At 47.6% G+C, this 20,610-nt stretch carries 25 protein-coding genes; 12 read left to right on the forward strand and 13 right to left on the reverse strand.

Translation table 11 applies throughout. From position 1 onward, the window contains the following. The first annotated feature begins 5 nt into the window (after positions 1–5). Genes A4V03_RS07960 through A4V03_RS07995 form a run of 8 tightly spaced genes read left to right on the forward strand, consistent with a single transcriptional unit; the run spans position 6 to position 7,130 of the window. The gene (locus tag A4V03_RS07960) at positions 6–386 is read left to right on the forward strand and encodes a hypothetical protein (RefSeq protein ID WP_004301338.1); all 381 of its coding nucleotides are present in this window, start codon (positions 6–8) and stop codon (positions 384–386) included. A gap of 10 nt (positions 387–396) precedes the next feature. Next, positions 397–879 (forward strand): DNA N-6-adenine-methyltransferase, encoded by a 483-nt coding sequence (locus A4V03_RS07965; RefSeq protein WP_004320479.1) that lies wholly within the window; start codon positions 397–399, stop codon positions 877–879. 7 nt (positions 880–886) lie between these two features. Continuing rightward, positions 887–2,038 carry a conjugative transposon protein TraM gene (gene traM / locus A4V03_RS07970; protein WP_005680011.1) on the forward strand — a complete coding sequence of 384 codons (1,152 nt, stop codon included), beginning with the start codon at positions 887–889 and terminating at the stop codon, positions 2,036–2,038. Positions 2,039–2,049: 11 nt separating this feature from the next. Next, positions 2,050–2,835 (forward strand): DNA-methyltransferase, encoded by a 786-nt coding sequence (locus A4V03_RS07975; RefSeq protein WP_004320483.1) that lies wholly within the window; start codon positions 2,050–2,052, stop codon positions 2,833–2,835. Positions 2,836–2,872: 37 nt separating this feature from the next. Continuing rightward, entirely contained in the window at positions 2,873–3,724 is an 852-nt protein-coding gene (gene traN / locus A4V03_RS07980) for a conjugative transposon protein TraN (RefSeq protein ID WP_004320485.1), read from the forward strand. Continuing rightward, the gene (locus tag A4V03_RS07985; RefSeq protein WP_004320486.1) at positions 3,721–4,233 is read left to right on the forward strand and encodes a hypothetical protein; all 513 of its coding nucleotides are present in this window, start codon (positions 3,721–3,723) and stop codon (positions 4,231–4,233) included. Before traN ends, A4V03_RS07985 begins: the two co-directional genes overlap by 4 nt. 25 nt (positions 4,234–4,258) lie before the next feature. Beyond that, complete coding sequence (locus tag A4V03_RS07990) at positions 4,259–4,915, forward strand: Lcl C-terminal domain-containing protein (RefSeq protein WP_004320488.1); 657 nt, start codon at positions 4,259–4,261, stop codon at positions 4,913–4,915. 28 nt (positions 4,916–4,943) lie between these two features. Then, positions 4,944–7,130, forward strand: coding sequence for a type IV secretory system conjugative DNA transfer family protein (locus A4V03_RS07995; RefSeq protein WP_004320491.1), 2,187 nt, complete (start codon positions 4,944–4,946; stop codon positions 7,128–7,130). Between the two features lie 87 nt (positions 7,131–7,217). On the opposite strand, the gene A4V03_RS08000 is transcribed toward A4V03_RS07995, so the two are convergent. Then, positions 7,218–8,432: a PDDEXK nuclease domain-containing protein gene (locus A4V03_RS08000; protein ID WP_004320495.1), complete on the reverse strand. Its 1,215-nt coding sequence runs from the start codon at positions 8,430–8,432 to the stop codon at positions 7,218–7,220. 148 nt (positions 8,433–8,580) lie between these two features. Here A4V03_RS08000 and A4V03_RS08005 point away from each other — a divergent pair, with 148 nt between their 5' ends. Both A4V03_RS08005 and A4V03_RS20715 read left to right on the forward strand, forming a co-directional pair. Further along, complete coding sequence (locus A4V03_RS08005) at positions 8,581–8,763, forward strand: hypothetical protein (RefSeq protein WP_008782490.1); 183 nt, start codon at positions 8,581–8,583, stop codon at positions 8,761–8,763. After that, positions 8,760–8,975 carry a Fic family protein gene (locus A4V03_RS20715; RefSeq protein WP_008782489.1) on the forward strand — a complete coding sequence of 72 codons (216 nt, stop codon included), beginning with the start codon at positions 8,760–8,762 and terminating at the stop codon, positions 8,973–8,975. Before A4V03_RS08005 ends, A4V03_RS20715 begins: the two co-directional genes overlap by 4 nt. 102 nt (positions 8,976–9,077) lie before the next feature. Here the strand turns inward: A4V03_RS20715 and A4V03_RS08010 are convergent, their stop codons facing one another. From A4V03_RS08010 to A4V03_RS08060, 9 genes are all read right to left on the reverse strand, one after another. Beyond that, positions 9,078–9,458 carry a hypothetical protein gene (locus tag A4V03_RS08010; protein WP_004320499.1) on the reverse strand — a complete coding sequence of 127 codons (381 nt, stop codon included), beginning with the start codon at positions 9,456–9,458 and terminating at the stop codon, positions 9,078–9,080. A 33-nt stretch (positions 9,459–9,491) separates the two neighbouring features. Next, positions 9,492–9,764 (reverse strand): hypothetical protein, encoded by a 273-nt coding sequence (locus A4V03_RS08015; protein WP_004320500.1) that lies wholly within the window; start codon positions 9,762–9,764, stop codon positions 9,492–9,494. Between the two features lie 7 nt (positions 9,765–9,771). Further along, entirely contained in the window at positions 9,772–10,047 is a 276-nt protein-coding gene (locus A4V03_RS08020; protein ID WP_004320502.1) for a hypothetical protein, read from the reverse strand. A 614-nt stretch (positions 10,048–10,661) separates the two neighbouring features. Beyond that, on the reverse strand, positions 10,662–12,353 hold the full coding sequence (locus A4V03_RS08030; RefSeq protein WP_065537976.1) for a transposase: 1,692 nt from the start codon (positions 12,351–12,353) through the stop codon (positions 10,662–10,664). Between the two features lie 171 nt (positions 12,354–12,524). Beyond that, positions 12,525–14,252: a ParB/RepB/Spo0J family partition protein gene (locus A4V03_RS08035; RefSeq protein WP_004320504.1), complete on the reverse strand. Its 1,728-nt coding sequence runs from the start codon at positions 14,250–14,252 to the stop codon at positions 12,525–12,527. 437 nt (positions 14,253–14,689) lie between these two features. Then, a complete protein-coding gene (locus tag A4V03_RS08045; RefSeq protein WP_004320506.1) occupies positions 14,690–14,944 on the reverse strand; it encodes a hypothetical protein in 255 nt (84 codons plus the stop codon). Positions 14,945–14,951: 7 nt separating this feature from the next. After that, positions 14,952–15,707 carry a ParA family protein gene (locus A4V03_RS08050; RefSeq protein WP_004320508.1) on the reverse strand — a complete coding sequence of 252 codons (756 nt, stop codon included), beginning with the start codon at positions 15,705–15,707 and terminating at the stop codon, positions 14,952–14,954. A 280-nt stretch (positions 15,708–15,987) separates the two neighbouring features. Continuing rightward, positions 15,988–16,350 carry a hypothetical protein gene (locus tag A4V03_RS08055; RefSeq protein ID WP_004320510.1) on the reverse strand — a complete coding sequence of 121 codons (363 nt, stop codon included), beginning with the start codon at positions 16,348–16,350 and terminating at the stop codon, positions 15,988–15,990. A 10-nt stretch (positions 16,351–16,360) separates the two neighbouring features. After that, complete coding sequence (locus A4V03_RS08060) at positions 16,361–16,702, reverse strand: hypothetical protein (protein ID WP_004320512.1); 342 nt, start codon at positions 16,700–16,702, stop codon at positions 16,361–16,363. Positions 16,703–16,727: 25 nt separating this feature from the next. Here A4V03_RS08060 and A4V03_RS08065 point away from each other — a divergent pair, with 25 nt between their 5' ends. Beyond that, positions 16,728–16,946, forward strand: coding sequence for a hypothetical protein (locus tag A4V03_RS08065; protein WP_004320514.1), 219 nt, complete (start codon positions 16,728–16,730; stop codon positions 16,944–16,946). A 356-nt stretch (positions 16,947–17,302) separates the two neighbouring features. On the opposite strand, the gene A4V03_RS08070 is transcribed toward A4V03_RS08065, so the two are convergent. Together A4V03_RS08070 and A4V03_RS08075 are read right to left on the reverse strand one after the other, a co-directional pair. Beyond that, on the reverse strand, positions 17,303–17,935 hold the full coding sequence (locus tag A4V03_RS08070) for a hypothetical protein (protein ID WP_065538532.1): 633 nt from the start codon (positions 17,933–17,935) through the stop codon (positions 17,303–17,305). Positions 17,936–17,982: 47 nt separating this feature from the next. After that, positions 17,983–18,207, reverse strand: coding sequence for a DUF7688 family protein (locus tag A4V03_RS08075; RefSeq protein ID WP_004320520.1), 225 nt, complete (start codon positions 18,205–18,207; stop codon positions 17,983–17,985). Between the two features lie 284 nt (positions 18,208–18,491). On the opposite strand from A4V03_RS08075, the gene A4V03_RS08080 reads away from it, so the two are divergent. Then, on the forward strand, positions 18,492–19,766 hold the full coding sequence (locus A4V03_RS08080) for an ATP-binding protein (protein WP_004320523.1): 1,275 nt from the start codon (positions 18,492–18,494) through the stop codon (positions 19,764–19,766). Between the two features lie 5 nt (positions 19,767–19,771). Here A4V03_RS08080 and A4V03_RS08085 read toward each other — a convergent pair whose 3' ends face one another. Next, the gene (locus A4V03_RS08085; RefSeq protein WP_004320525.1) at positions 19,772–20,425 is read right to left on the reverse strand and encodes a M23 family metallopeptidase; all 654 of its coding nucleotides are present in this window, start codon (positions 20,423–20,425) and stop codon (positions 19,772–19,774) included. Positions 20,426–20,610: the final 185 nt, after the last annotated feature.

The following is a 20,610-nucleotide window of genomic DNA, read 5'->3' on the forward strand; positions in this document are numbered from 1 at the left end:
AGTTTATGAATATCAAGGGATTCAGGCGGATGCTCTTCGGTGAAAAGATGCCGGACAAGAACGATCCGAAATACAAAGACCGTTACGAGCGGGAGGTGTCCGCCGGACGAAAGTTCGCCCAAGCGACACGCATTGACAAGGCTGCCGCCAAGGTGCAGGGATTCGCCAACGCACACCGGATACTTTTTCTGGTCATCGTCTTTGGTTTCGCTATCGGAGGGTTCACTTGGAACATCTATCGCATTACAATGGCATACCGCAACAGCCGGCCGACACGCACGGCGACGGAAATGCAGGATTCGGTGCTACGGGAAAGACACAAGAGGCTGCAAGGGGGTGAAATAAGGGAAAATCGGAACGAGAACAAGAAATATGAACCGCAATAAAGGAGTGCTTATGAATACACGATTTGAAAAATCAGTCCGCTCGTCGGACGAATGGTACACCCCGAAGGAGGTGTTGAAAGCGTTAGGCAGGTTCGACCTTGACCCTTGCGCCCCTATCCGTCCGTTGTGGCCGACCGCCGAAGTCATGTATGACCGGAACATGGACGGATTGTCCCTGAAATGGGAAGGGCGTGTATGGCTCAATCCTCCGTACTCGCGTCCCCTTATCGAACAGTTTGTCCGAAAGCTGGCGGAACACGGCAACGGCATCGCGCTGTTGTTCAACCGTTGCGATTCCAAAATGTTTCAGGACGTCATTTTCGAGAAAGCGACGGGCATGAAATTCCTGCGCCACCGCATCCGGTTTTACCGCCCGGACGGAACACGCGGCGATTCTCCCGGTTGCGGCAGCATCCTGATCGCATTCGGAGTGGAAAACGCAGAAGTGCTGAAAAACTGCAGCATTGAAGGCAAGTATGTACAACTCAATTAAAAGATGTATGATGAAGATATTTGATAAAATCAATTTCAGGGAGCCGAAGTATATGCTTCCGGCTGTCCTGTATATCCCGCTTCTGGTTGCATCGTACTTCATCTTCGACCTGTTTCATACCGAAACGGCGGAGATTCCGGACAAGACGCTGCAGACAACGGAGTTTTTGAACCCCGATTTGCCGGATGCCCGGCTTAAAGGCGGTGACGGCATAGGCAGCAAGTACGAGAACATGGCCAAATCATGGGGTAAGATACAGGATTACTCCGCAGTGGATAACATAGAACGAGATGAACCCGATGACAACAAGGAAGAATATGAATCGCAATACACGGTGGACGACATCGCCTTGCTCGATGAGCAACAGCAGGAAAAGGCTGCGGCAGCGCAAATTGCCGATGCCAAGACACGCGAGCAAGAAGCTCTCGCGGAACTGGAGAAAGCCCTTGCCGAAGCAAGGTTGAGAGGACGCAATGAGGTATTACCGGCGACCGATACGGACAGTACCGCATCGGCGCAACCCCCGACGGCAACCATAGAGGTCAAGGGAAAAATAGAGGAAGAGAGCCGTTCGGTAAAAGCCCCGTCAGAGAACGAACCGCCCAGCGAAGTGGTACGCAAGGTAAAGACGGCTTCGGATTACTTCAATACGCTTGCGGTCAATGCCCGTGAACCGAAACTGATAAAGGCCATTATCGACGAGGACATCAAGGCGGTGGACGGCTCGCGTGTGCGGTTGCGTCTGCTCGACGACGTGGAGATCAACGAGTGCGTGGTCAAACGAGGGTCGTATCTGTATGCCACCATGAGCGGCTTCTCGTCGGGGCGTGTGAAGGGGAACATCACCAGCATTCTCATCGAGGACGAACTGGTGAAGGTCAGCCTGTCCCTTTACGACACGGACGGCATGGAAGGGCTTTATGTACCGAACAGCCAGTTCCGGGAAACGAGCAAGGATGTGGCAAGCGGTGCGGTGTCGGGGAATCTGAACATGAATACCGGCAGTTACGGCAACAGTCTCTCGCAATGGGGAATGCAAGCCGCTACGAATGCCTACCAGAAAACGAGCAATGCCATCGGCAAAGCTATCAAAAAAAATAAGGTAAAGCTGAAATACGGCACTTTCGTCTATCTGGTGAACGGACGTGAGAAACAGTAAAAACGGAAGCCATGATAGAGATTGACAACATATATAATATGGACTGTATCGAGGGTATGAAGCTCATGGCGAACGGCAGTGTCGATGCCGTGATAGCGGATTTGCCTTACGGCGTGTTGAACCGTAGCAACAAGGCGGCACACTGGGACAGGCAGATACCGCTCGAAGCGTTGTGGAAACAGTACCGCAGGATCACCAAGCCGGGAAGCCCCGTTATCCTCTTTGCGCAGGGCATTTTCTCGGCGCAACTCATGCTCTCGCAACCCCGGATGTGGCGGTATAACCTCGTGTGGCGGAAAGACCGGGTAACGGGTCACCTGAATGCCAACCGGATGCCGCTACGCCAGCATGAGGACATCATCGTGTTCTACGACCGTCAGCCGGTATATCATCCTCAAATGACGCCGTGTCCACCGGAACGGAGGAATCATGGACGCCGCAAGACGGACGGTTTCACGAACCGCTGTTACGGTGAAATGAAACTGGCTCCGGTGCGTGTTGCCGAAGACAAGTACCCGACCTCTGTCATTTCCATACCCAAGGAACACAAGACAGGAGCATTCTATCATCCGACACAGAAGCCGGTAGCCTTGATAGAGTACCTGATACGTACCTATACCAACGAGGGCGATGTGGTGCTGGACAACTGCATCGGTTCGGGTACGACCGCCATTGCCGCCATCCGCACGGGGCGGCATTACATCGGATTCGAGATTGAACCGACGTATTGCGAAATTGTCGGACGACGGATTCGGGAGGAACTGGAACGTGGTCATGGATTAAAGAAAGCGAAATAAGGGAAATAAAGAAATAAACAATATCAACAGAAACGATATGAACAAGAAAATAATTGTAACTGCATTTCTTCTGGCGGCAGGACTTTTTGCCACACGGAACGCACAGGCTCAGCGTACATACGAAGAGATGGAACGGCTGACTGTCAATGAACAGGTAACGACCGTCATCACAGCCACGGAACCGGTCCGCTTCGTGGATATTTCCACAGACAAGGTGGCGGGCGACCAACCCATTGAGAACATCATCCGGTTGAAGCCCAAAGAGACGGGACACGAGGACGGTGAAGTGCTGGCCATCGTCACCATCGTAACGGAACGCTATCGCACGCAGTATGCACTCATCTACACCACGCGGATAAGCGAGGCGGTGGCAGACAAGGAAATTCAGCTACAGGAACGGGATGCCTACAACAATCCTACGGTCTCGATGTCCACAGCCGACATGGTGCGTTTTGCAAGACGGGTGTGGAACTCGCCCGCGAAAATCCGCAACGTGGCGACCAAGGCGCACCGAATGGTAATGCGCCTGAACAATATTTACTCGGTGGGCGACTATTTCTTCATCGACTTTTCCATCGAGAACAAAACGAACATCCGTTTCGACATCGACGAGATACGGGTGAAACTGTCGGACAAGAAACTTTCGAAGGCAACCAACGCGCAGACCATCGAGCTGACGCCTGCCCTGGTATTGGAACACGGCAAGACGTTCAAGCACGGCTACCGGAACGTGATTGTCGTGAAAAAGATGACCTTTCCGAACGACAAGCTGCTGACCATCGAAATGACGGAACAACAAATCAGCGGGCGCAATATCAGCCTGAACATTGACTACGAGGATGTGCTGTCGGCCGATTCATTTAACACCGCTTTATTGGAGGAGGAATGACGATGAAAAAGACGATAATACTGATGCTTGCCTGCATGTGCGTCTTCATGAATGCAAGTGCGCAGCGTAACAGCGGCCGCCTCTCGCTTGGAGTGGGATTGCTGTATGAGAACGGCATGGACGTAACGCTTGCTTACGAACATGAAATGAACTACCGCCATGCGTGGGAGTTTTTCGCCAACGGCTATCTGAAATGGACGGAATGTAAATCTTGCGGTCATATTTGTCCGGAATCCTTCTGGCGCAACTATCGCACTTACGGTTTCGGTGTGGCGTACAAACCTTGTGTGGTGCGTGGACGCAACCATTACGGCAACTTGCGTATCGGAGCTTCGGCAGGGAGCGACACGAACAAGTTTCTTGCCGGAATCCATGTGGGTTACGAGCACAATTATGTGCTGCGGTCGGGATGCACACTGTTCTGGCAGGTAAAGAGTGACATGATGATAAAAGGGGCGGATTTGCTGCGGACAGGTATCGTGCTGGGGGTGAAACTGCCGATAAAATAAAGGAAAAACAAAAAACGAAAATAACATGATACGAAAGATTCAATGGTTTGCAATGGCAGTGACGGCGGTATTGTGCGCTGCCTGTGACGCCCATATCGACGTACCTGATACGGCGGTACGTCCGGGACATATTCTCTGCGAGGACGGTACGGCTTTATCCTACGTACAGTATGAACAGTCGGGAAAACGGGCAATAGCGGTTGTCTTCGATACCGAACACCGTGAAGGTACGGAAGGGAACGGCTATGCGGTTTACCTGTGGGACATTGCTCCGGCAGCTTTTGCCGACAGCCTCGGTGTCGCACAAGGGACGTCGGCCGACATCGAGGCTTTGGACGGGAACATGAACACCTTTGCGCTGTACGACACACGGGAGACGGCTTCGCCTATGGCGGAAGCGGTCTTTGACCTGTGGCGGTACGGACAGAGTGCCTATATCCCGTCGGTGGCACAGATGCGGCTGCTGTATGCCGTCCGGGAAACCGTCAATCCTGTCATCGAACGGTGTGGCGGCCATCCGCTGCCGTTGGATGAAAACGACTGCTGGTACTGGACATCGACGGAGGTAACCGGACAGGAAACGGCGAAAGCGTGGCTTTACTCGACAGGAAGCGGTGCGATGCAGGAGACCCCGAAGACACAGGCGCACAAGGTGCGGCCGATTATCACACTGAACAGGTAGGAACGAAAAGAGGGAAAGGACAAAGACAATGGAAGAAAGCAAGGAACTACAAGGATTTTACAAAATATTCCGTGCGGTCATCTATATCTCCGTGCTGATGGAGTTCTTCGAGTATGCCATAGACCTTGCCATGCTCGACCACTGGGGCGGCATATTGATTGATATACACGGGCGCATCAAGCGATGGATGATCTATAACGACGGCAACCTCGTGTATAGTAAGATAGCGACCTTCCTACTCATCTGCATCACTTGTATCGGCACACGCAACAAAAAACACTTGGAGTTTGACGCACGCAGGCAAGTGTTATATCCACTTATCTGCGGATTGTTCTTGATTGTGTTCTCCGTGTGGCTGTACCATCATACGATGGAAACGAGGCTCTACACCCTGCCGCTGAACATCATCTTCTATATGGCGGCTACGCTGGTCGGTGTGATATTGGTGCATATCGCATTGGATAACATCTCGAAGTTCATCAAGGAGGGACTGGGTAAAGACCGGTTTAACTTCGAGAATGAAAGTTTCGAGCAGAGCGAAGAGAAGGATGAGAACCAGTATAGCGTGAATATACCGATGCGGTACTATTACAAAGGTAAATTTCGCAAGGGATGGGTGTCGATAAGCAACTGTTTCAGAGGAACATGGGTGGTTGGAACTCCAGGTAGCGGTAAGACGTTCAGTATCATAGAACCGTTCATCCGCCAACATAGTGCCAAGGGCTTCGCGATGGTGGTCTATGACTACAAATTTCCGACACTTGCCACTAAACTTTACTATCATTACAAGAAAAACCAGAAGCTCGGCAAAGTGCCAAAAGGATGCAAGTTCAACATCATCAACTTCGTGGATGTGGAGTACAGCAAACGGGTGAACCCCATTCAGGCAAAGTACATCAATAATCTTGCGGCGGCGAGCGAAACGGCGGAAACCCTGTTGGAATCCCTGCAGAAAGGCAAGAAAGAGGGAGGCGGAGGCAGTGACCAGTTCTTTCAGACTTCTGCCGTGAACTTTCTTGCCGCCTGTATCTACTTTTTCGTGAACTACGAGCGGGAACCCTACGATGCAAACGGAAAGAAACTGTATGCGGAGAAACGGCAAGATCCGCAGACGAAGTTCTGGAAGCCGACGGGTGTCGTTCGTGACCGTGAGGGTGGCAGCATCGTGGAACCTGCCTATTGGCTTGGAAAATACTCGGATATGCCGCATATCCTTTCATTTCTCAATGAGAGCTACCAGACTATTTTTGAGGTACTTGAGACGGACAACGAGGTCGCGCCGTTGCTCGGCCCGTTCCAAACGGCCTTCAAAAACAAGGCGATGGAACAGTTGGAAGGTATGATAGGTACGCTGCGTGTCTATACCAGCCGTTTGGCTACAAAGGAATCTTACTGGATATTCCACAAGGATGGGGACGATTTCGACCTGAAAGTTAGTGACCCCAAGTCACCCAGTTATCTGCTGATAGCCAACGATCCGGAAATGGAAAGTATCATCGGAGCGTTGAACGCTCTGATATTGAACCGTCTCGTTACCCGTGTGAACACCGGGCAGGGGAAAAATATTCCGGTCAGCATCATCGTGGATGAGCTACCGACACTGTATTTCCACAAGATAGACCGACTGATAGGTACGGCGAGAAGCAACAAGGTAAGCGTAACGCTGGGTTTTCAGGAGTTGCCGCAGTTGGAGGCTGACTACGGAAAAGTGGGAATGCAAAAAATCATCACGACAGTGGGCAACGTGGTAAGCGGTTCAGCTCGCGCAAAAGAGACACTGGAATGGTTGTCGAATGACATTTTCGGCAAGGTGGTACAGGTCAAAAAGGGCGTGACGATCGACCGGGACAAAACGAGTATCAATCTCAATGAGAACATGGACAGTCTTGTACCCGCCTCGAAAATTTCGGATATGGCGACGGGATGGATTTGCGGACAGACGGCACGTGATTTCGTGAAGACGAAAACCGGTACGGGAGGCTCGATGAACATTCAGGAGTCGGAAGAGTTCAAGACTACAAAGTTCTTCTGCAAGACGGATTTCGATATGAGGGAGATAAAAGCGGAGGAAGCGGCCTATGTACCGCTACCGAAGTTCTACACTTTCAAGTCGAGGGAGGAACGGGAACGCATCTTGTATAAAAATTTCATACAAGTCGGACAGGATGTAAAAGACATGATAGCGGATGTACTGAACAAGCGTGGGGCGAAATAAATCAAAATCCCTGCAATAATTTACGTGGTTATTGCAGGGATTTTTGTATTCCATTCAGCTACCCGAAATCTTGCGGACATAAATGAATCATCTGACAGTTTCCGATTTGGAATCGTTTTCCGACAGCAGATTTTGTAATTTGTCGATGTCCGGTAGAGTCTTGCGCAAATTTTCCGGCATTTCTTGGGCTGTGCGGTATGTCGCCACGCCCATAGGCTTATCATAGTCGCGCACCATGATTTCGACAAATTGGCGGTTGGCATCCTGACATAGGACAATACCGATTGAAGGGTTCTCGTGCGGTTTCTTGTCGGTCATATCATATACAGTCAGATAACCGCTAAGCTGTCCGAGATAATTCGGGCGGAACTTGCCCCGTTTCAATTCCACGATTACGCTGGCATTCAGTTCTCTGTTGAAGAATACAAGGTCAGCAAACATTTCCTCTCCGGCAACTATCAGGCGATGCTGACTGTCGATAAAAGTGAAGTCGTTTCCAAAACGGAGAATGAACTGCTTGATATTGGTTACGATTTGGTTTTCGATGACCTTTTCGTTCCAGTCCTGTTCGCGTTCTCCCACATTCTCCAGATTAACCATTTCGAGCATATACTCATCCTTGAACGCCAATGTCGCTTTTACGGCATAAATGGCTTCGGGCAGCACTTGAAGGAAGTTGCTCGGCAAAGATCCGCGATTTGAATAGATGTCTTCTTTCAAGTAATTTTTGAGAGAGGATAGCGACCACGCATTTTGAGCGGCACAATGGATATAGAACAATCGTTCTGCGATGTCTTTTGAACGAGTCAGGATTTCAATATGATGTGAAAAGCTAATCTTGACAAAATCGTCCCAGGTAAATTCGGTATTGACCGGTTGCCCGATAAGTTGCAGCAGTAGATGCTCGTCAATATCCAATTCGCCCAACGCTGTTGGATGAATTAAAGCCGTACCCTTTTCCGACGAATGGTTTTCCAATTCGCCCAACACTGTTGGACGAATTAAAAACGTCCTCCATTCCTCATAGAATGAGCGCATCCGTTTCAACCCCGATTCAGAAAAGCCGTGCAGACCGGGCAACTCCCGTTGAAGGAGCTTTGATATGGTAGGCAATGCTTTAGTACCCCAACAGCCGATGCGGGAATTTTCAGACACGAATTTCCCCACTCCAAAATACAACGAGAGAGTTTCTTTGTTGACCGCAGCCGCACTTCTATACCGGCAGCGTTCGATGGCATGTTTGATTATCTCTACTGCCTCTGCATATTGTGTATAATCCGATGGGATAACTTGTTGTTCCATATACATACGTTTTTGTGCCGCAAAGGTACGAAAAATACGGGATATACAGGGCAGAATGCCAACATATTATAGTGCCGTGTGGGTCTTATTCGGTATTTTTAGCGTTCCGGTTTCCTGCACTCGCTTTGCTGCCAATCTACTCACTTAGATGTTCATGTGTCTGGGGCGTGCCGAGAAAGCCGGTAGCGGTGTGGATAAGATTGTGAGCGGTTGGCAGTCTTTGGGTTGGCCGCTTCCTACTGTAGCCGAGGAAACACGTCCGGACTATGTTGTGCTGACCTTGCAGTTAGGGATGAAAACCCGACAAGAAAACCTCGCAAGCAGGATTTGAGAAAAGAGCAAATCTTGGAGTTCTGTGTTGAGCCGCAATCCCTATCTGATATTTTGCAACATTTAGGATTGAAAGATAGGGAAAATCTTATGGAGGTCTATATCAATCCGATGATTGGTGCAGGGGTATTGGAAATGACGGAGCCGGACAATCCCACAAGCCGTAACCAGATGTATGTAACGGTAAAAGTGGAACAAGAATTTCAAAAGTAAGTTTATAATAGGATATTGCGGCTTGGACGCATCCAACCTCATACAAATAACACTGCCCGCGTGAAAATGGGGGCAGTGTTATTTATATGGTAGTTCGCTTATTTAAGCTCGTGTACCGCTTAAAAGTTCGGCAAGTTGCCGGTCGCAGAATTTATCGTATTCCTCCTTGTCTGTACCGCTTTCGATAGCCCGGTCGATAACATCGCCCAGTTCGTCGAAGCAGACTTCTTCATTGACACACTTTGCATTGCTATCATCTTCTTTCAGTAGATAGACCTCGTAGTAATCAGAGCCGTTGAGAGCGATAACGACATATCCGGCGTGTAACCGTCCGTTTACTTTCAGCCGCAGTGCCGGTAATTCTTGGAATACCGTAGCGACAAATTCGCTGACTCCCCACGACATAAAGACGGGTATGGGGGTAAATGACAGTAATTGTTCTTTGATGGTCTGTGCGATGTGCATTACATACTCTTTATCCATAACTTTGATTTTTAATATGATTATTGATTTATGTTAGTTGAACCATTCGGGGTTATCCTCTTTTAATTCCGTGATGAGTTCATCGTCCGGTAATTTGAGGGTCTTCGCATCGGCGAAAAAGAAAACCTCGTCATATATTTGTTCGGCTTCCTTACTTGCAAAACCTTCGCTCTCGTCCTCGAAACTGCCCGGATGAAGTGCATCGAGCAGAGCGGTAGAGCCGATAAGTAGTTCTTCACCTTCGTTGGATTTCACGATACGGCAGATGTAGATATTGCCGTCAAATTGTAGTTCTTTCGTTTTCATACGCCTGTTATCTTAATGGGATATGTCTCCCGTTTGCCTTGAGGTATTCCATGATACACTTCGCTTCTTCGTGCGATGCACGGTTGCGGTCATCGTAATTGCGTGTCTCGTCTGCCATGACCACGATACACTCCTTTACCAACCTGTAAAGGCTTTGCTGCAGCGTGGGGTGCATTTCGGGGATAGCGGCTGCAAACCGTTTGGGATTGAAGCCGTAATCGTTCACTGCTCTTTCCCAGTCTTTGGCGAGCTGGTACTCCTTGCTTTCCTTGATGTTGTCCATAATCTTGAATTTTAATGATTTGTTTTTTATTCCCTCCGTTCGATTCCTTTCTGTCGGAACCGCTTTGGGATTTTATAGATGCGGTAAACGGTTGTCGGTACAGCTTCATACGGGAGGCTTTTCCTGCCAATTACTCTTTCTGAGGGAAGGAAGAATTTGCAGGAAATACATTTCAAGCCGCCGGATCAAGCGCGACGGCCGACCTTTGCATCTGATAAAACCAAACCGGGGCTGACAGGGAATGAAGCTGGGGAAACGCTATAAAAGGGAAGTTGAAAATGGTAAAAAAGAGAGGAAACGAAAGCTATGAATGGAGGAAGGGTGGGTGGTGACGGGTTCGTCAGAAAGTTAAAAGAGGTACTTGGGTCCTTTGTCCGGAGCATACAAAAATGAATAGAGGGCGGATTCCCCCCCCAGACCGTCCGAGAACTCTGATTTTCGCTGTAGGATGGCATTCTTGCAGCGGATTTGAGGTCGTAGAGACTATCTGGTGGAATTTGTTTTTCAATTGAAAGAATAAATTCTCTCATGATAATCGGTTTTAGAAGCTTAAAATGCACTTTAAAATGTGGTTATTACCTATATTCGTAAGGATGTGCACCTCGGCAAGTCTTTTATCGGAGTGCGGCAAGCAGTGCGGGTACACCTTTGAGACTTATAGCACGACGTAGGTTATAGGATAGACAGAGCAATCCCATCTCTGCACCTACTTTTGCAAAACCTTTTAGTAAAAAATAGTAGTATCCGAGCGTTCTTTTAATTGTCCCGAACGGATGTTCCGACAAACATTTGCGATTATCCATTTTCTTTTGGTCAAGATGTAGCACATAGCGTACCACCTTTTTCATAACGGTTATTCTTGTTGGTTTCAGATTCGCATTGCCGTCATTTGCTGCATCTTGTTTCCTTCGGGTATCAGCAACCTTTATTAGATCATCCTTACTAAAGTCCGCTTCCTTGAACTTGGATATGGTACACTTGCATTTGCATTTCTTGCAGGCCAACTTGTTGCAGTAACGTATATTGCCGTTTCGTTTAATGGATTTCTGTCTAAGAATCTCACCTTGCGGACAATAGACAAGGTTACGTTCGGCATCCCTAACGAAGAAGCCTTCAAGAGCTTTGGCACGCATTTGTTCGGAAGTCATGTCCAGCACTGCTGAATCGGATGTCGGCAATGTACGCTTTTTTACCTCAACAATTTCCATATCAGTTAAGATTCCGTTGTAGACATCGGGAATTACTCCGGCTTGAAGACATGCCTTCAAGTCCTCGGGGTTGGTACTAACTTTCTGTTCATCGGTTATGGTGTTTCCAATGTACTCAAACTCAACCTGCTCGGTGCAGCCACCGTCACGCCGGATGACATTGGGTACAATGCCCGATGCAAGTGCGTCGGTATGGTCTTCGGGGCATTCATAGCCCTTGTCTGCTGTAGTCTCAAGGATGTCAATCCCATAGTCTTTTTTCACATCTGTAGCTACGTTTGTTATTTGGCCATGGTCAGTAGGACTGTTAGTGACCCGGAAGCCGGCAATCATGTGGCTGTCCGCGTCAACAGCCGTCTGCATGTTATAGCCTACGCAGAAACCTTCATTCGCTTTCATCAGTCTTGCATCCGGGTCAGTAAGCGATATCTGTTTTTCATTAGACTCCTCTAATGTAGTGCGGTATGCTTCGTAACGGGCTTTGCGTTCTTTACAGACATTCAGTTTGTGCTCAAGTTCTTCTCTGGAAAGTTTGCGACCTTCTTCCCGATCGCATGAGTCAAGCTCTTCCATGTATAAAGTGATATGTTCATCCAAACGTTTGATACGGTCGTCAAGTTTGTTGAGCGTAAAATTGTTATCCTTGGCATTTACAGCCTTGAACTTGCTTCCGTCAATAGATATGTATGACTTGGAGAAGAGCTTCAACCCCATGCAGAACTTATTGAACTCCTTGAATACTTTAGTTATGCTATCCTTATTATCCTTGCGAAAATCGGAAATGGTGCGAAAATCAGGATATAATTTGCCCAGTAGCCACATCACCTCCACGTTGCATTTGCACTCACGGGCCAACTTGCGCGATGAACGCACTTGGTAAAAGTAACCATAAATATACAGTTTTAACAGGTCACGAGGGTCGTACCCGGGACTTCCCGTGGCTTTGGGAATGTTCCGTATAAACTCTAACTTGCCCATATCCAAACTATCAACGAATGCATCAAACAAACGAACCGGAGCATCCTCCTCAACATAGTCGTCTATGCAATCGGGGAAAAGTACTTTCTGTTGTCGTTCTTCACCTTTCTTATATGCCATAACTCTGTTTCTTAGCTTAGGTAAAGATAAGAAAAATGAATGAGAAGCATGAATATCTAATGTTAAACCATGCTACAAACAGGGGCTATTGCGGAGGGACAACGACAAACCTCTGTTTAAAGAGGAGTTCTCGGACAGTCTCCCCCCTATTCGTTATGACAACAACATTTGTCAGGCAGCTATTTCTTCCGTTTGCGGTTCGGTCTGTGCTTCCGCTTCGGGTTGCGGTTCATCGGGTTGTTCCGCTTCCTGCGTGGCTTGTTCCTGCAAAGCGGCTTTTTTTTCCTTAATGCGTTGGTGCCGCTTTTCGTACACTTCATTATATCCGTCTTGGATATTGGCAAGTTCTTCGGGCATATGCTTTTGGGCGAAGCCAAGCAACAGGGAGGCTGTGGCGTTGTTACCGAATGCGTCCTTGAAATTGGCAATCAGATAATCCCTGCGGATAACGGCTTTCTGCTTGGCGGTAAGGTTCTCGATGATGCGCATTTTGTCCTCGCTCGTAAGGTAGTAATAAGAACCTTTATCTTCAATTCCCACCTCATTGAAATGCTCTTTGCGGAGTGAGGAGAGCAGGAAGAAATACACCATTTTCTCCTCGTCCTGTCCAAATTTGCGCTCTGACATATCGACCTCTAAAATCCGCTTTTTGGTGTCTTCAACGGTCTTTTCGAGGGCAATCTCCTTGTTGCGTTTGTCCTGCTTTTCCAACTTCTCGATAGGTGAAAGCGGCATTTCGGTTGCTGTACCGTTTACGGTGGTAGCGGTATTTGCAACATAGCACAGTGTAATGTCGTTGCTCTCAATACGGAGATAGAGGGAGATTTCTCCTGCTTCGCTTCGGGTGCGGATTGCTTCGCATTTTTCGGTGTAACCGTTCAATTCCTGCCCGTAATCCTTTTCTGCATCCTCGTATTCCTCGGTGGTATCATAATCCTCTTTTTGAGGTGCTTGGGGGCTTTCGGGGTATTTCGTTGCATAGGTTTTAAGGCTTTCCACTTCGTAGCCCATAGCGGTAAGTCGGTCGATGACAGCTTCATTGTAATTGTAGCTTTCGTGGCAGAGGGGAACGGCAGGGTGCTGTTCCATGAGCCGCATAGCCTTTTCGGTAAGGTGCGATGTGTTCATTTCCACCAAGCAAGCGCGGTTGGCGCAATTTCCGCAACCACCCTCACAGAACAACATCATATTATTGGTATTGTGAGGGCATGAAAGACAAAGGGTTTTGTCGAATGAATAGCGATTGAGGTCTGCGGTGTATTGCCGTTCGATGCTTTGTGCCACCTCGGAAGCTTTCATGCCTCGCCAACTATTGTACTGCACCCCCTCTTTCAGATGTTGGTCGTACACCTCACGCTGTATCTCTTCCCCATAACGGCAGATTTCACTTGCCACGCTGATTGTGATTTCGTCCTGCTCCAACAGCAAAGCGATTTCGGGTATCAAGGAAACGAATTTAAGTCGTGTACGGATATATGCCTCCGTCTTGCCGAACTGCACGGTCAAGGACTGTACATCGTGGCGACCGCTGTCTATGAGCTTTTGGTAGGCGTTGGCTTCCTCAATCGGGGTCACATCCTTACGCTGCAGGTTCTCGGTAATCGCCATTTCCTCGGCTGTCTCGTCTGAAATTTCCATGACGATAGCCGGAATTTCCGCCAATTCAGCCATGAGGGAAGCACGGTATCTGCGTTCTCCGAATACAATCTCGAAACGGTTGTCCGCAATAGGGCGCACACCGATAGGCTGAAGCACTCCCTGCTGACGGATGCTCTCGGCAAGTTCCGCAAGGCTTGTCTCGTCAAAGTTCTTACGTGGGTTGTAGTTACTCGGCTGAATGTCTGCCAATGCTACCGATGTGATGTTCTTCTCTACTGCTTGAACTGCTGTTGTTGCCATAATCATAAAATTTAATTGGTTGATATTTGATTTTTTTATTTTCCCTTTTTTCGGTTCTTTTCTCTGCCTGAACCGCTTGGGATTTACAGATGCTTCAAGGGACTGACGAACAAGCTATTTTCAACGCTTTTTCCGGAAAATTACTCTTTCGCAGGAAGGAAGAATTTTACGAGAAATGCACTTCAAAGCGGTGAAATCAAGCGCGGCAGTCCAAATTTGCGTCTGGAAAACCAACCGGCGATGGCAGGAACGAGGCCGGACAAGCGGCAAGTGGAATAAATAAAAAAGTAATACAACCATGCGGTTATAAGAGGTAATAGAACAGGAGAACACCCAGGAGGGTATAAACAGGAAAAACGCTACCTTGTGGACGTGCCCATAAGATAGCGGTATGCTATAAAAGGTATATCGGATGGGGACTACAACCGCCGTACCGGTTATTTCTCGTGCTTTTCCAAATACTCTTTCATCGCCTCGTTCACGATGTCCCGTAGAGACATATTCTTTTCGATGGCGAGGTACTTCATCCGGGTATGAATACTTTTGTTTATGACAAAGTTGCAATGTACAGCAGGCTCTTTTTCCGTTTTGACCGGTGCAGGTTCTTTCTTTTGCGTGGACTTCCCGGTGGATGACAGCAAGCCGTCCAGTCCGCTTCTCATGCCGTTTTTCAATGAATCACTTTTGCCCATATCGTTTTTATTTTAATTTCAACACTTCTTTTGCTAACTCCATGTAGTCCTTTGCCCCGTTGCTGTTCTTGTTATACTCAAAGATATTCATGCCTTTTATCGGAGCTTCGGCCAATGATACATTGTCCCGGATGACGGTCTTGAATACCTTGTCGCAGAACGATTCGCTGATTAGTTCCGCCACACTTTTGTTGAGCGTCTTGCGCTTGTCAAACTGGGTGATGACAATGCCGCCGATATTTAGGTTTGGGTTCAAACGTTCCTTGACAATCCCGACCACATTTGTAATCTTTGCCATTCCGCGCATGGCGAGGAACTGCGCCTGTACCGGGATAATCAGGAAATCCGCCGATGTGAGGGCGTTCAGTGTCAGCAAACCCAGCGAGGGCGGACAGTCAATCAGGATATAGTCGAATTTACGGGTTTCAAGCAATTTTGCAATCAGCCCTTTTAGTATTAATTCCCGCCCCGGCTCGTTGATAAGCTCGGATTCTGTCGCCGACAAATCGAGGCAGGACGGTACAACGGAAAGACCGTTTTCCAACTCGAATACCGGTAAGGTATATTCGCCTTTCATCGCTCCGTACACCGTCCGTTCCTCTTCGATGGAGAGACCGCAGGATTCCGTGAGGTTTGCCTGACCGTCCATGTCGATGAGCAGTACACGCTTTTTCTTCTGCTGCAATGCGGCAGCAAGATTGATGGTGGTAGTTGTCTTTCCGACACCGCCCTTGTGGTTCAAAACTGCGATTATTTTTGTCATAATTTCGTGTCTTTATATCTGATACAAAGATAATACTATTTTTAGTATTTACTATTATTAGTGTATACTATTTTACTACTTTTGTATATTTTAGTATTATAGCATCTACTACTATACTAAAATACTGATTGACTAAATGTAGTGCATTCTATCATTTCTGATGGGATATTTCCTAATATCCTACTTTACTAACCTTAGTATATACTACATTTAGTATTTGTTGTATAACAGCAAAATAAGCTCATTTTGGAATTAGTCTTATAAATCATCATCATGCGCATTAGATAAATTCTGTCTCAAGTGCTTCCAACAAGTCGTGTATTTGTTTTTCCGCTTCCTCCATATCCGATACAATGTCCTTGATGTGGTAAGGTGCGCCATTTTTACCGTGCCCATCATTTCCAATCCATAGATAGGCTTCGTAATCCGGGTCAAAACCCTCGAAATATTGTTCCATGTCAGCAATGAGGGTATCAATGTCCTCACATTTCATTTCGGCACTGAAATTAAAATCCTGCCCATAGTTGGTATAGCGTTGGAAGTCGAACTGAATATTTGATTTATTTTTGTCATCCACACTTATACTCCAGCCTTTGCTTTGGGATATTTCCGTTACTTTTTGTATCTTTTCTTGAGCGGTCATAGTTTTGAGTTTATAGTGGGGAGACTTCACACCGTCCTACCGATTGCTTTAATCCGTTATTTGAAAGTAATACTCCTGCAGCTCGTCTGGCCATTCGGCGGTCATAGAGCGTGGCTTTCTGGTTGTCCCGCTCGTGCCATTGCCAAATTTTGTGATTAAGTACAAGGCACAGCTCTGTCCAATGCTTGTAGTTATCTTTCCATTCTGCCTTAACCTTTCTGTATGTGTCAGCTATGGCTTCATTCCCGAACTTGTCTGCCATAGAGAAGTCCTGCCAAAAGGTTGTCATCGGGTCATAGCCAGTAATTTCCGCTATATTCCACTTGGGAATTACTATTTTTAATATTTCCATACTTATTATTGTTTTTGTAATACTCATGAATCAAGATTACTATTTCCCTTTGTTCGGTCTGTTTGCGACCGCCGGGAAGATTTTTCTGCTTTCAGAAGGTGGCGGGGAACAATCGGACAAGGCTGATCCGGAAAAATACGCTCGACAGCGGAGAGGAAGATTTTTACGTGTCATTTGCGGCAGTATGCCGGCATTGGCAGGATTGGAGCCGCCGGTTACCTTTGCGGAAAATTCTGTTCCGTAGGTCGCACGGCAGCGGACTTGGGTTTAATGGGAATCCGTTAGAAAAGGAAAGATTTATGAATAAAAGAGTGAGGCGGCCAGCCGGGACGGACTTTCCGATGGACTGTCTTGGGACTACAGAGGGCAGGATTTATCCCGCCCCCTGTAATGCCAAGTCTGTCCGTGTCCGTCCTTTTGCAAAAAGGGGCTTCACGCACTTTATGTAACGTGTTACACAAAATGCGTGAGGCTGCTTGAAGCAAACTGGCCGCAGGATGTAAGGCTATATGAGGGAGAAAGGAATTTTATAAAAGGCCGTTGGTCGATCGGAACAACAAACCGTACCGAGACTTTGCCCGATACGGTCTTGCATATAACTCAGTCTATGTCATAGCCTATCATGTATTCATCGTTGATAAGCAGATAATAGTAGCCGTTGCCACAATTCCTGTATTCTTTGCTGAATCCAGCCGCCATATCTCCATTTTCGCGTGGCTCACACCATAACGTACCGTCATAGCCACAAAAGTCGAAGTGTCCGGTGGAAAACTTTTCGCCTTGCTTCAGTGCCGTTCTGAAACGAGCCATATCCCAACTGCTGCAATACTTCTCGATGGTGGCAAGTCCGATACACTTGCCGTCGATGCGTGTGCCGGTCGTGATGCGGTTCTCGTAGAGGGATTTATCCAAATCGGCATTAGCGATTTTGCGAAGCCAATCATTCGTATGCGTGGCAAGTCGGGCAAGTTTCTGGTATTTCAAGACCTGTTTCTTTCCTATGTCCGCTGCATCTTCGGGAGAGGATGACGGATAGTATATCTTCTCAATGCTTGCCCAATCCGTGAAGATGTACCCGCTTTTTCGTTTTCTTGGCGCAATAATGCCGATGACGTTTTCATTGCGGTTGATGAATAATCGCCTACGTTGTCCTGCAATCCTTACATATAAAGAGGTGGAATTCTGCTCGTTTCGGAGATAGGCTTCTGCCGGATGAATAGTTGTTGTTTCCATATTTGTATAAATTTTGATTTTTGCTGTTCCTATTTTGGTTTACCTGTTCAAAGTTCCGGGATTGTGCCGTTCTTATATAGAACACCGTCCCGATAATGGGACACGATGCCCGGCTTAAGTCCCATTTCCTCAAAGGCTATATGCCTGATATAGTCCTTGTATTCTTTGCCAATGAAATTCTTTCCACAAAGGTTGTTGAAAATCATAGGGACGGAAAAACCGTCTTCGCTCGATAATATCACTTTGTCGTCTTGTCTAATTTCTTCTACCATACTTGTTTACTTTTAATTGGTTGAACTATCATGCTGATTTTTCTTTTTCCCTGCTTTCGTTTGCCGTGCAGGTTTGTTTTCAGCTTTTTGAGGCAGCCAGAGGATGAAGCTGTGGCATCATAAGCCAAACCCGGATAGAAAACCGACCGTGTAACAGTCTGTTTTCGTCATCCGAATGCAATGCGGCTTGGCGATTATGCGCTTCGTCCTACATTCGCCGACGAAAAGAGTAAAGAATGACCTGCCGGTAAAAGCAAGGATTTTGTAAAAAAGAAGAGTCGTATATGATAGAAAAAACGGCTTGGGATGTGAGAAAATACCCTGAAAAATTTGCGGTGTATCGTATTTTATGTAATTTTGCAGTTGTATTTCAAAATTGCATAAACAGTATGGAGGCAAAATATATCCACAGGGAGCTATCCGCCGTGATAGAAGAGGCTTACCGCTATTTTTCAGTCATTACGGTAACAGGACCGCGCCAGTCCGGAAAGACGACGCTGCTCCGCAACTTGTTCTCATACCTACCGTATTACTCGTTGGAAAATCTTGATGTCCGGAGTTTCGCCGAAAACGACCCGGTCGCTTTTCTGAACCAGCACACGGAGGGCATGATTCTTGACGAGGTACACAACGCTCCGAACCTGCTGTCGTATATTCAGGGTATGGTGGACAATGATGCCGACCGGCGGTTTATCCTTTCGGGCAGTTCGCAGTTTGCCATGCTGAAAAAGGTTACACAGTCTTTGGCAGGACGTACCGCCGTTTTCGAGTTGCTCCCCCTGTCATACTCCGAAATACGGGAGCAGATCACCGATACGCCTCTTGACAACCTGCTGTTTAACGGGTTTTACCCTGCCATTTATTCGGGCCGTAACATACCCAAATTTCTTTATCCGGCGTACATGAAAACCTATCTGGACAAGGACGTGCGCGACCTGCTACAAATCAAGGACATGATGCAGTTCCACACATTCATCAGGCTTTGCGCCGGACGTATCGGATCGCTGTTCAAAGCCTCTGAACTGGCCAACGAAATCGGTGTCAGTTCACATACCGTTACGGCATGGCTGTCCGTCTTACAGGCATCTTATATTGTTTTCCTGCTACCTCCCTATTTCGAGAACACACGCAAACGGCTGACTAAAACTCCCAAGCTCTATTTTACGGATACAGGGCTTGCCTGTCACCTGCTCGGCATCGAATCGCCGGAACAGCTTGCACGGGACAAGATGCGTGGGGCGTTGTTCGAGAACTTCATCGTAACGGAAGCCTTGAAGCGGCGGTATAACCAAGGCAAGGAAAGCAACCTCTATTTTTACAGGGATTCGAACCAGAACGAGGTCGATTTGCTGTTGAAAAAACATTCGGGGCTATACGGTATTGAAATCAAGTCGGCGATGACCTACCATGCGGACTTCGAGAAGGCGTTGAAACAAATGGACGGCTGGGTCAAAGAAACCATACTGGGTAAGGCGGTGGCCTATGCGGGTACACTCGAAAATACTGCTGGAGAAATCAAACTTCTGAATTACAGTCACCTGGATGAGGTGTTGGCTTAACAGCCCTATAACAGTCCAGCTAATGCCGACACACACTCCTGCTGCATGGATTTGATGTAATCGAAGAGAACCGAGGGATTGATATTCTTGCCATTTAGCTTGCAGGTGACGTGCAAGTGCTCGCCTGTACTTCGTCCGGTCGAGCCGGTAATACCGACGGCATCGCGGGGACGGACTACCGTACCCTTGGCGGCCAGCACCCGTGAAAGGTGGCAATAGCTGACGGTGTAATTTCCGTGCCGCAGTGTCACATACTTGCCGGACGTCTTGTCTTGTCCCACTTTGACGACCACCCCCTCCATCATGGCCAATACCTGCTCGCCCCGTGCGTGCAGGTCGATACCCCCGTGAAACTTCCTCTTCCCGGTAAACGGGTCTTTCCGGTAGCCGTATGGCGATGTAATTCTGATGCGCTGCAATGGATAAGACACACTGAGATAACGGTCAATCCACAACTTCTTACTTTCATCGGCAGGTTTTGTCGAAGTCTCCTGTGCAGGAGCCATGCTTTCGGGTGTCGGCTCCGGCTTTTTCATACCCTCCTGCAAGGCTTCTACCTTGTATCTTTCTGGTGTCTTGGCAATCGTGTTGAACTGCGCCTGAACGGGCATCGTGCAGAATGAAATACCCGATATTGCTATCAGTAGAATTTTTCTCATTCGGCAAAGTTATAACGGGAATTTTCATGTCGGAAACAAACTACCGTCATTTCTTGTATTGGTTTGATATTTTGCGTCTATTAGTACGATTTTGATTAGATAATTGTACTAATGAAGATAAAAACAGCATATTACAACCATTTATATAGCTGTATTTTTGTCCGTCATAATAAGATGTCTCTATC

This window comes from Bacteroides caecimuris, assembly GCF_001688725.2.
Classification (GTDB): Bacteria; Bacteroidota; Bacteroidia; order Bacteroidales; family Bacteroidaceae; genus Bacteroides; species Bacteroides caecimuris.

Excerpts from the sequence above, each read along its gene's own strand:
- A4V03_RS08075 (WP_004320520.1), bottom strand. The coding sequence starts at position 18,207 with ATGGTAGAAGAAATTAGACAAGACGACAAAGTGATATTATCGAGCGAA.
- A4V03_RS08050 (WP_004320508.1), bottom strand. The coding sequence starts at position 15,707 with ATGACAAAAATAATCGCAGTTTTGAACCACAAGGGCGGTGTCGGAAAG.
- A4V03_RS08085 (WP_004320525.1), bottom strand. The coding sequence starts at position 20,425 with ATGAGAAAAATTCTACTGATAGCAATATCGGGTATTTCATTCTGCACG.
- A4V03_RS08000 (WP_004320495.1), bottom strand. The coding sequence starts at position 8,432 with ATGGAACAACAAGTTATCCCATCGGATTATACACAATATGCAGAGGCA.
- A4V03_RS08035 (WP_004320504.1), bottom strand. The coding sequence starts at position 14,252 with ATGGCAACAACAGCAGTTCAAGCAGTAGAGAAGAACATCACATCGGTA.
- A4V03_RS07985 (WP_004320486.1), top strand. The coding sequence starts at position 3,721 with ATGACGATGAAAAAGACGATAATACTGATGCTTGCCTGCATGTGCGTC.
- A4V03_RS08080 (WP_004320523.1), top strand. The coding sequence starts at position 18,492 with ATGATAGAAAAAACGGCTTGGGATGTGAGAAAATACCCTGAAAAATTT.
- A4V03_RS08005 (WP_008782490.1), top strand. The coding sequence starts at position 8,581 with ATGTTCATGTGTCTGGGGCGTGCCGAGAAAGCCGGTAGCGGTGTGGAT.
- traN (WP_004320485.1), top strand. The coding sequence starts at position 2,873 with ATGAACAAGAAAATAATTGTAACTGCATTTCTTCTGGCGGCAGGACTT.
- A4V03_RS08055 (WP_004320510.1), bottom strand. The coding sequence starts at position 16,350 with ATGACCGCTCAAGAAAAGATACAAAAAGTAACGGAAATATCCCAAAGC.
- A4V03_RS07965 (WP_004320479.1), top strand. The coding sequence starts at position 397 with ATGAATACACGATTTGAAAAATCAGTCCGCTCGTCGGACGAATGGTAC.
- A4V03_RS08030 (WP_065537976.1), bottom strand. The coding sequence starts at position 12,353 with ATGGCATATAAGAAAGGTGAAGAACGACAACAGAAAGTACTTTTCCCC.
- A4V03_RS07990 (WP_004320488.1), top strand. The coding sequence starts at position 4,259 with ATGATACGAAAGATTCAATGGTTTGCAATGGCAGTGACGGCGGTATTG.
- traM (WP_005680011.1), top strand. The coding sequence starts at position 887 with ATGATGAAGATATTTGATAAAATCAATTTCAGGGAGCCGAAGTATATG.
- A4V03_RS07995 (WP_004320491.1), top strand. The coding sequence starts at position 4,944 with ATGGAAGAAAGCAAGGAACTACAAGGATTTTACAAAATATTCCGTGCG.
- A4V03_RS07975 (WP_004320483.1), top strand. The coding sequence starts at position 2,050 with ATGATAGAGATTGACAACATATATAATATGGACTGTATCGAGGGTATG.
- A4V03_RS08070 (WP_065538532.1), bottom strand. The coding sequence starts at position 17,935 with ATGGAAACAACAACTATTCATCCGGCAGAAGCCTATCTCCGAAACGAG.
- A4V03_RS08020 (WP_004320502.1), bottom strand. The coding sequence starts at position 10,047 with ATGGACAACATCAAGGAAAGCAAGGAGTACCAGCTCGCCAAAGACTGG.
- A4V03_RS08015 (WP_004320500.1), bottom strand. The coding sequence starts at position 9,764 with ATGAAAACGAAAGAACTACAATTTGACGGCAATATCTACATCTGCCGT.
- A4V03_RS07960 (WP_004301338.1), top strand. The coding sequence starts at position 6 with ATGAATATCAAGGGATTCAGGCGGATGCTCTTCGGTGAAAAGATGCCG.
- A4V03_RS08065 (WP_004320514.1), top strand. The coding sequence starts at position 16,728 with ATGAATCAAGATTACTATTTCCCTTTGTTCGGTCTGTTTGCGACCGCC.
- A4V03_RS08060 (WP_004320512.1), bottom strand. The coding sequence starts at position 16,702 with ATGGAAATATTAAAAATAGTAATTCCCAAGTGGAATATAGCGGAAATT.
- A4V03_RS08045 (WP_004320506.1), bottom strand. The coding sequence starts at position 14,944 with ATGGGCAAAAGTGATTCATTGAAAAACGGCATGAGAAGCGGACTGGAC.
- A4V03_RS08010 (WP_004320499.1), bottom strand. The coding sequence starts at position 9,458 with ATGGATAAAGAGTATGTAATGCACATCGCACAGACCATCAAAGAACAA.